Source organism: Actinokineospora sp. NBRC 105648 (assembly GCF_030269645.1).
Taxonomy (GTDB): domain Bacteria; phylum Actinomycetota; class Actinomycetes; order Mycobacteriales; family Pseudonocardiaceae; genus Actinokineospora.
In genome coordinates this window covers 52,109-61,138 of record NZ_BSTR01000047.1, presented here as the reverse complement: position 1 = coordinate 61,138, position 9,030 = coordinate 52,109, and the positions used below count along the sequence as shown (strand labels likewise).

The 9,030-nt window shown below is 69.7% G+C and carries 7 protein-coding genes; 4 read left to right on the top strand and 3 right to left on the bottom strand.

The window, feature by feature from the left end; all coding sequences use genetic code 11:
* Positions 1 to 728 precede the first annotated feature (728 nt).
* Positions 729 to 1,298: a snapalysin family zinc-dependent metalloprotease gene (locus tag QSK30_RS29560; RefSeq protein WP_285507836.1), complete on the top strand. Its 570-nt coding sequence runs from the start codon at positions 729 to 731 to the stop codon at positions 1,296 to 1,298.
* Positions 1,299 to 1,603: 305 nt separating this feature from the next.
* Entirely contained in the window at positions 1,604 to 2,347 is a 744-nt protein-coding gene (locus tag QSK30_RS29555; protein WP_285507834.1) for a hypothetical protein, read from the top strand.
* Positions 2,348 to 2,811: 464 nt separating this feature from the next.
* Here the strand turns inward: QSK30_RS29555 and paaZ are convergent, their stop codons facing one another.
* The gene (gene paaZ / locus QSK30_RS29550) at positions 2,812 to 4,839 is read right to left on the bottom strand and encodes a phenylacetic acid degradation bifunctional protein PaaZ (RefSeq protein WP_285507833.1); all 2,028 of its coding nucleotides are present in this window, start codon (positions 4,837 to 4,839) and stop codon (positions 2,812 to 2,814) included.
* A gap of 393 nt (positions 4,840 to 5,232) precedes the next feature.
* Here paaZ and QSK30_RS29545 point away from each other — a divergent pair, with 393 nt between their 5' ends.
* A complete protein-coding gene (locus tag QSK30_RS29545) occupies positions 5,233 to 5,952 on the top strand; it encodes a S1 family peptidase (protein WP_285507832.1) in 720 nt (239 codons plus the stop codon).
* Between the two features lie 643 nt (positions 5,953 to 6,595).
* Here the strand turns inward: QSK30_RS29545 and QSK30_RS29540 are convergent.
* On the bottom strand, positions 6,596 to 7,249 hold the full coding sequence (locus QSK30_RS29540; RefSeq protein WP_285507830.1) for an HNH endonuclease family protein: 654 nt from the start codon (positions 7,247 to 7,249) through the stop codon (positions 6,596 to 6,598).
* Between the two features lie 711 nt (positions 7,250 to 7,960).
* Here QSK30_RS29540 and QSK30_RS29535 point away from each other — a divergent pair.
* Positions 7,961 to 8,545, top strand: coding sequence for a hypothetical protein (locus QSK30_RS29535; RefSeq protein ID WP_285507828.1), 585 nt, complete (start codon positions 7,961 to 7,963; stop codon positions 8,543 to 8,545).
* 176 nt (positions 8,546 to 8,721) lie between these two features.
* On the opposite strand, the gene QSK30_RS29530 is transcribed toward QSK30_RS29535, so the two are convergent.
* Entirely contained in the window at positions 8,722 to 9,030 is a 309-nt protein-coding gene (locus tag QSK30_RS29530; protein ID WP_285507826.1) for a hypothetical protein, read from the bottom strand.

Genomic DNA, 9,030 nt, shown 5'->3' with positions numbered 1-9,030 from the left:
CCCGACAAACAGACACCAAACTGGCATCATATTCATCTCAAAGGAACCCACAAATGGGGTTCTATATTCAAGCTCTACTGGCTTAAATCGGCACACTGTTGAGTTCTCAAACAACACACGCACATCCGAATCAACCGCCACCCAGGGCGACCTCATCCGAGGCTGGTTACCGCTGAAGTTCTTGTGTCCGCTCCGTTCCGGTTTTCCCGGCCCGTTCCGCCTGACAGGAAGAAAGTTACACGGCCACCAACGCGGGATCAAATCGGGGGTGCCCCAACACGTCCGGCAGACGTGGATCCCTTGTGCGACAAAGGATCCACGAGTGATCGCGCGGACCTCGACTCGATCTTGGCACAGCCGCCCGCTGACCGCCCGCTGACCGGGTTTCTGCTGATCAAACCCCCTTTGCCGGGGTGTTCTGTTCACTTATGACGGTCCGCGGACCTGGGAAAGTCAACCCCTGTGATCGCGGTCACGATTCGGTGGGATTCGATCACCCACCGAGTACCCATGGTCACGGGACGCCACCCGCCCCCGGGCGGTGTCCCGCACGGCTTGGGAGCTGTGCGCACGACGCTCTACCCGCACGGATCTACCCGTACGACCCGCAGTACCTGCACTAGCGGCGGAACCGACGTCGTCGCCGTCCCTTCGGCGGAGTCCCCCGCATGGCAACCACCCGGGTTCGGCCCCGTCCCGGCGGGCCGCACAACACCAGGAGAAACTCCATGCAACGACGAACACTCGCGCTGGTCGCGGCCAACGTCATCCTCGGCGCGGCCGTGGCGGTCGGCACGGCGGTCCCCGCCACCGCGGCCCAGGACGCCGCGGCCCTGGTCACCACCCTGACCTACGACGACAGCGGTGCGCGGCAGTACAGCACCGAGATCGCCCAGGGCGCGGCCAACTGGAACGCGGCCGTGACCAACGTGCGGATCGTCAAGGCGACCTCCGGCCAGCGGGTCAACATCCGGATCGTGGCCGACCCGGGCTGGCCGCAGGCCACCCTCGGACCGGTCCGCTCGACCGGCAGCGCCCAGGTCTGGTTCGGCAAGCAGGCCGTGGACCAGGGCTACAACAAGGTCCGGATCATCACCCACGAGCTCGGCCACAACCTCGGTCTGCCGGACCGGCGCACCGGCCTGTGCTCGGACCTGATGTCCGGCAGCTCGGCCCCGGTCAGCTGCAACAACGCCCAGCCCAGTGCCGCGGAGAAGGCCTCCGTGCAGCGCAACTACGCCACCGGCTTGGCGAGCCGGCAGGTCCCGGCGACGATCGTGATCAGCGACGCCGCCTGACCTTCCCGTTCGCCCGGCGGCCGCTCCCGTTCGCGGGGGCGGCCGCCGCCGTTTTCCGGCAGGGGGTGAACCGGGGGCGGCGGGGAGCCGTGTGGTGGTCAATCAACCGCACGGAACCGGGAGTGGACATGTCTGGTCGTCATCTGGGTCGTCGTCTGGGTCGTCGTCTGGTCGGGGTGCTCGTTTCGGTCACGGCCCTCGGGGCTGTGCTGGGAGCCTGCGGGACGGGTGTGGGAGGTAGCGCGGCGCCCGCCCCGGTGGCCGCTCAACAGCAGCCCGCCGCGCAGGGTGACGACGCTGTGGGGGTGGCGTTGACCAGTGCGATCAAGACGGCGCAGTCGGCGGAGATCAGCGCGTTCGTGACCGACGGGGACGGCCGGGCGCTCTACCGGTTCGACAAGGACACGGCCAAACCGCCCGCGACGAACTGCTCGGGGGCCTGCGCGACGGCGTGGCCGCCGGTGCTGGTGTCCGCTGCTGCCTCCGTCGTCGCCACAGGGGTCGACCAGGCACTGGTGGGGACGGTGCAGCGCTCGGATGGAGCCACGCAGCTGACGATCGCCGGGTGGCCCGCCTACCGGTACTCGAAGGACGCCGCCGCCGGCGAGGTCAAGGGGCAGGGAGCCGGTGGGACCTGGTGGGCGTTCACGCCGGAGGGGAAGAAGGCCGCCGCGTCGGCGGCGGGGAAGGTCGCGCCGGTGACGCTCGCGGTGATGAAGGTGGGCAAGCTCGGCGCGATCGTGACCGACCGGTCGGGGATGACGCTGTACCGGTTCGACAAGGACACCGCCAAGCCGTCTGCGTCGAACTGCACTGGGGAGTGCGCGGTGAAGTGGCCGCCGCTGCTGGTGCCCGCTGGGGCCGAGGTGGTCGCGGAGGGGATCGCGGTGGGGACGGTGGAACGGGCTGACGGGACTCGGCAGGTGACTGTTGGCGGGTGGCCGGTGTACCTGTTCTCGGGGGACAAGGTGCCCTGTGACACCGCGGGGCAGGGTGTGGGTGGGACGTGGTTCGCGTTGAACGCTGGTGGGGCGAAGGTGGGCGGCTGACTCGGCTGCTTCTTGCGCTGGGCTCTTGCTGCCTCGGTTGCTCGGGTTCGGGTTCGCCGCCTCGATTGCCCGGGTTGCAAGCGTGGGTCCGGTCTAGGACTTGCTTGGGCGCTGCCGTCTTCGTTGCCCAGGTAAGAGCGGGGGCTCGATCTAGTGAACTCGCTTCGTGTGGGGCCCCTAGAGCACCGCGGTGGAGAGAAAAGGGCAGGGTAAGGGCATCCCCACCCACGGCAAGTTTAGCGGTACTCCTCCCCCACACGACGCGAGTCCACTAGATCGAGCATCCGTAGCGGGGCCGGCGGTACCAGCGGGGTCGGGATCCTCTCACGTTCCAGCGGGGTCGGGATCTTGTTTTGTACCAACGAACTTGGCCTTGAGGGTTGGTTGCCGTGTCGGTGGCGAGATGTCCACTTCGGACATCTCGCCACCGGCATTCGTGCTTCTCTCGCGGTTCTTGTGTGTGGCTAGTTCTTGGCTACCAGGGTCAGGACGTCGTACTTGGCCGCCGGGGTGCCGTCCTGCTTGGTGATCTCGGCGTCCCAGCGGACTTCGCCGTAGTCGGCGGTTTCCCGTGGGGTGATCTGCTTGGCGGTCAGGGTCACGGTGAGGGTGTCGCCGGGGAAGACCGGGGTGAGGAACCTGAGGTTCTCCAGGCCGTAGTTGGCCAGGACCGGGCCCGGTTCCGGGGAGACGAACAGGCCTGCGGCGAAGGACACGATGAGGTAACCGTGGGCGACGATGCCGCCGAAGAACTCGTTGGCGGCTGCCGCTTCCGGGTTGGTGTGGGCGTAGAACGTGTCGCCGGTGAACTCGGAGAAGTGGTCGATGTCCTGCTGGGTCACCGTGCGGGGGCCCGCCACGACGCTGTCTCCCACTCGGAGGTCGGCGAGGGACTTGCGGAAGGGGTGGACCTCCTCCTCCCGCCTGGGTGCTCCTTCGACCCACTCCCCCGTGATCTTGGCCAGGACCTTGGGGCTGGCCTGGACCGCTGTGCGCTGGAGGTGGTGCAGCACCGCTCGGATGCCGCCCATCTCCTCGCCGCCGCCCGCGCGGCCGGGACCGCCGTGGATCAGGGCGGGCAGGGGGGAGCCGTGGCCGGTGGACTCCTTGGCGTCGTCCGCGTCCAGCACCAGCAGGCGGCCGTGCCAGGGGGCGGCGCCGAGGACCACCTCGGTGGCGAAGTCGGCGTCGCCGGTGACCACGGAGCCGACGAGGCTGCCCAGGCCTCGGGCGGCCAAGGCGATCACGTGGTCGGTGCCGGTGTAGGGCATCAGGGTGCTGACCGGGCCGAAGGCCTCGACCTCGTGCGGTTCGGCGCGGTCGGGGTCGTCGGCGCGCAGCAGGATCGGGGACAGGAAGGCGCCGCGTTCGGGGTCGGCGTCGATGACCTCGACGTGGTCCGGGTCGCCGAAGACGATCGTGCCGGCGTCGGCCAGGGACTTGAGGGAGCGGCGGACCTCCTCGCGCTGTTCCAGGCCCGCCAGGGCGCCCATCCGGACCTCGGGGTTGGCCGGGTTGCCGATGGTGGTCTTGGCCAGCCGCGCGGAGACGGCCTCGGCGACGGCGTCGATGTGCGTGGCCGGGACGAAGGCGCGGCGGATGGCGGTGCACTTCTGGCCCGCCTTGACCGTCATCTCGTTCACCAGCTGCTTGACGAACAGGTCGAACTCGGTGCTGCCGGGCGCCGCGTCCGGGCCGAGGATCGAGCAGTTGAGCGAGTCAGCCTCGGCGTTGAAGCGGACCGAGTTGCGCACCACCGTGTCGTGGGCGCGCAGCTTGCGCGCGGTGGCGGCGGAGCCGGTGAAGGCGACCAGGTCCTGCGGGGTGAGGTGGTCGAGCAGGTCGCCCGCGCTGCCGCTGACCAGCTGCAGGCTGCCCTCGGGCAGGATGCCGGAGGAGATGATCAGCTCGACCAGCTTCTCCGTCACGTACGCGGTCTGGCTGGCGGGCTTGACCAGGCTGGGCACGCCCGCGACGAAGGCCGGGGCGAACTTCTCCAGCGGACCCCACACCGGGAAGTTGAAGGCGTTGATCTGCACCGCGACACCGCGCAGCGGGCTGGCGATGTGCCTGCCGACGAAGGTGCCGCCCTTGCTCAGCCGCTCGACCGGGCCCTCGGCGAGGACCTTGGCGTTGGGCAGCTCGCGGCGGCCCTTGCCGCTGTAGGTGAACAGCACCCCGATGCCGCCGTCGACGTCGACGAGTGAGTCGCGCTGGGTGGCGCCGGTGCGCGTGGACAGGGCGTAGAGCTCGTCCTTGTGCTCGGTGAGGTGCGAGGCGAGGACCTTGAGCAGCGCGGCCCGCTGGTGGAAGGTCAGCTCGCGCAGCGCCGGGCCGCCGACGCGCCTGCCGTGCTCGAGCGCGGCGGCCATGTCGACCCCGGCGGAGGAGATGCGCGCGATCTCCTCCCCGGTGACCGCGTCGTGCAGGGGCGCTCCGTCGACGGCCGGGGTGTGCCACCGGCCGGATACGTAGCTGCGCAGCAGCGCCATCGGGTTCGACCTCCTGAGTCGGGTGCCGGAGCGGCGCCGTCGCCGTCCCGCCGGGGCCGATGCTAGTGCCCGCCCCCGCGCGGGCGCGGCGCGAGAACGTGCAAAGCAATTCATTGCAATCCGTGGTCCGTCGTTACCAATTACCATTCCACACTCTGGTGACGAACCTGTGAACATCCCACCCTTGCGAATCCGTACATTCTGGTGAAAAAGTGACTACTCGACAGCGTGACGGATCGGTTCCGCCGGGTGACAGGCACGTGACCTGGGCGGATGTCGGTCCCCGGCAGCTCCGGTCCGTTCGCTGGCGCTATTTCCGCGTGGGCCGACTTTGCGGAATGTTCCCGATTCACCCCTGCCCGCGGCCTCGGCCGCAGAATCGAGAAAACGGATATGACGAAGATGAAGATCGCCGTCACCATCGCCGGTGCGGCGGCCGCTCTGCTCGCCGCGGCGCCCTCGGCCGTGGCCGCCCCGCCCGCGGGCGACCCGGTCCTGACCCCGGCGATCATCGGCGGCGGCACGGCCAGCAACGCCCCCTGGGCCGCGCGGCTGTTCGCCAACGGCCAGCAGTCCTGCTCGGCGACCATCATCGCCCCGCAGTACGTGCTGACCGCCAAGCACTGCGTCGCCAGCGGCACGATCAGCTTCCGGATCGGCAGCCTGGACCAGACCAGCGGCGGCACCACCGCCAACGCCTCGACGATCTACCGCAGCTCCAACTCCGACCTGGCGATCGCCAAGCTGGACCGCAGCGTCTCGGCGACCTACGCCCCGCTGGGCACCTCGGCCGACGCCCGGGTGGGCCAGAACGTCCAGGTCTACGGCTGGGGCGCGACCTGCACCAACCAGCCCGAGATCAACTGCCAGTCGCGCTACCTGAAGGTCGCCACCGTGCGGGTCTCCTCGACCAACGCGCGGGACGCCTACAACGGCGTGGCGATCCAGGCGACCCGGGTCAACGGCATCACCGCCGGTGGCGACTCGGGTGGCCCGATGTTCGGCAACGGCCGCCAGGTGGGCGTCGCCTCGACCAGCGACCGGTCGAGCGTCACCAACTACACGAGCGTGGCGCAGTACCGCAGCTGGATCCAGAGCATCGCGGGTGTGTGATCTGAAGTAGGACCGTTGTTCCGGGAGGGCCGTAGCGGGTGCTGCGGCCCTTTCGGGTTTCTCGGGCTTGGGATTCCCCGGCTCCCGGGGTGGTGCTAGTGGTTGCTGCCCGGATTTCCCGGCTCCCGGGGTGGTGCTGGATCGGGCGGCCGCTGCGCCGGATTCCTTGACCCGGGATGGGGCTGCTGCCCTTGGGTTTCCCGGCTCTGGGGGTGGCGCTGGATCGGGTGGCCGCTGCGTTGGATTGGGCGTTCCCGGGTTCCGGGGTGGTGCTGGATCGGGTGGTGTGGCTTGATCTGGGGACCCCGGAAGAGGCGCGGTGGGAAGGCGGGTGGGGAAGGGATCCACCCACCTGCCAGGCAGCTTAGCGCCTCTTCCCCCCAGATAAAGCCACACCACCCGATCCAGCAGTTGGGTTGCGGGGCAAGGGTTTGGAGGTGGTTGGGCTGCTTGTCTGCGGGTCGCTCAGGGGCTTGGTTGAGGGGCTTGCTTGGTTGAGGGGCTTGGTGGGGTGGGGCAGACCTGGCAGGTGGGCGGGCCGCGTTGGTCGAGGGGCTTGATCGGGTGGGACGGGCCGATCGAGTGGGGCAAGCCCGTCGAGCGGGGGCGTGGTCGAGTCGGGGAATTGGCTGCTTGAGGCCGGTCAGGCGCAGGAGCCGAGCATGCGGGTCAGTTCGGCCAGTTCCGCGTCGTCGACGGTGAGCTTGTACTTGGTCTTCACCGCGACGTAGGCGGTGGCGTAGTCGCACCAGTAGGTGCGGACGGGGCGCCACTTGGCGGGGTCGCCGTCGCTCTTCTGCTGGTTGGAGCGGCCGGACACCGCGACCAGGTTGGTGGTGTCGTTGTAGTAGGCCGCCCGCTGCTCCGCCGTCCAGTCGCGGGCGCCGGAGCGGTTGGCCTCGGCGATCGGGACGATGTGGTCGATCTGCAGGTCGGCCGGGTCCTTGGTGGTGACGTCGTCGTAGCGGCTGGTCCAGCAGGTCGCCTTGGGGCAGGTGGCCCGGCACTGGGCGTCCACGGTCTCGCCGTCGCCGTCGCGGATGAGGACCTGCTCGCGGGTGTTGCACTTGGACTTGGGGTCGTAGTCCCAGTCGCCCCAGTCCTTGCGGTTGTAGTGGGCGCCGGTGTCCTCCAGGCGGGGTTGGCCGAGGGCGGCCAGGGCGGCGGCGTGGTCGCCGGGGGCGCCCGCGGCGGGGGCCGGCGGGGTGGCACCGCCCGCGCCGGTGCCCGCGCCCAGGTTCGGGTCGCACGCGGACAGCGTGAGCACGACGGCGGCGGCGACAACGAGACGACGCATCAAGACTCCCTTCTATGCAGATTCAGCTGCATACACTCGCTTGATCATCGCGCGGGGCCGGGAGGCGCGCCGGGCGGGGCGGCGGGGGCGCGGCCACGTGCGGCCACTTCGCCCAACCGGGCCCGCCGACCGGCGGACCGCGCGCGGGTGGGTCCGGTCGGCGCGGTGGCGGGTGGTCGCGCCCGGACCGGTCCCGGTGCGCCCCGGACTCCGGCCCGGGGGAATTCGCCGAGAAATCCGGTTGGCAACGGGGTCGATTTGTCGAGCGAAATCCCGGGTGACCGAGAAAATCGCAGACGCGCGCGTGACCAGTTGTGGATCTCGCAGGCTCATCGCCCCGGGGACAGGGCACCGAAAAGGCATCAAAGTGACCGGCGACGCCGATTACTTACAGCTACGAATCTGCGGGGCTGCCTGGCCTGTGTCGCAGATCATTGCCGGACTTCCTCGCCTGCTCAGCGCAAGCACCAACCCCGACCAGGCGCACGCAGCGTGTTCGCGGCGGCTGCGAGCGGTGTGCTGGGGGCGATCCAGCCCGCCGCCGGCCCGTTGGAGGGCGGAGTCATCACGCTCCGGGGAAATGGGTCGAATTGGTGGGCGGATTCTGTTCGACGCCCCCGAAAAGGACTGATTGACCTGGCCAAGAATAGCTGTAGCGTGGCACTACGAGCGTGACTTCCAGTCAAAACGCTCCGTTTCGAAGGAACCCAAGTGACGACACCACTGTTCGCACGGGACGATTCATCCGCACCGAGGACCCAGCGAGCGCGCGTCCGACGGGCGGCGTTGCGCGGCACTGTCGTCGGGGCCGCGGTGGCCGCCTTCGCCGGGATGACGATGGGCTCGGCGGTGGCCGCGCCAGGCGACACCGACACGGGCAGCACCGACGCGAACGTCGAGGTCACCACCTCGATCGCGCTGACCGGGCTCACCCCGTCGTTCACCCTCTCGGGCATCCCGGGTGCCACCGTGACCGGTCTGGGCGCCGTGGCGCTCAACGTCGAGACCAACAACCTCGCGGGCTACTCGGTCACCGTCCAGAGCCAGACCGCCACCATGGTGGCCGGGGCGCCCGGCAACACCGACTCGATCCCGATCGGCGCGCTGTCGGTGCGCGAGACCGGGACGACGCCCTACACGGCGCTGAGCTCGGCGACGACGGCCACGGTGCACTCCCAGTCGACCAGGTCAGCCGAGGGCGGCGACGCGCTCAGCGACGACTACCAGGTGGACATCCCGTTCGTGAACGAGGACACCTACACCGCGACGCTGGACTACGTGGCGACCACCTTGTAGCAGAGCCGGTCGCCCCCCCACCGAGGAGAAGAGGCCGAGATGGCCGACGTGCTCCGACCCAGTCGCCTCCTGACGACCTGTCTGCTCGTGCTCGGCTGGTCGGCGCCCACCACCGGAGGGGCCGGGGCCACCACCCCGGCCCCTCCGGTCCCGGTCACCCCCTCGGTCTCGACCTCCTACCGCCCGGCCCCGTCGGAGTTCTCGCTGACCATCAGCCCCACCCGGCTGGTGATCAAGCCCGGCGACATCGGCAGCTCGTCGCTGGTGCTGCTGGTCAACCGCGGGACGGCCGCGGTCGACGTCGTGGTCCAGAAGCGGGACTTCACCGGCGGGCTCGACGGCAGCCTCGTCTTCCAGGCGAGCGCGCCGTACTCGGCCTCGGCGTGGGTGACCGTCTCCCCCGAGAGCTTCCGGGTGGCGCCGGGCGCGACCCAACTCGTCACCGCGACCGTCGCCCCCGCCGCGAGCCCGAACCGGGCGATCAC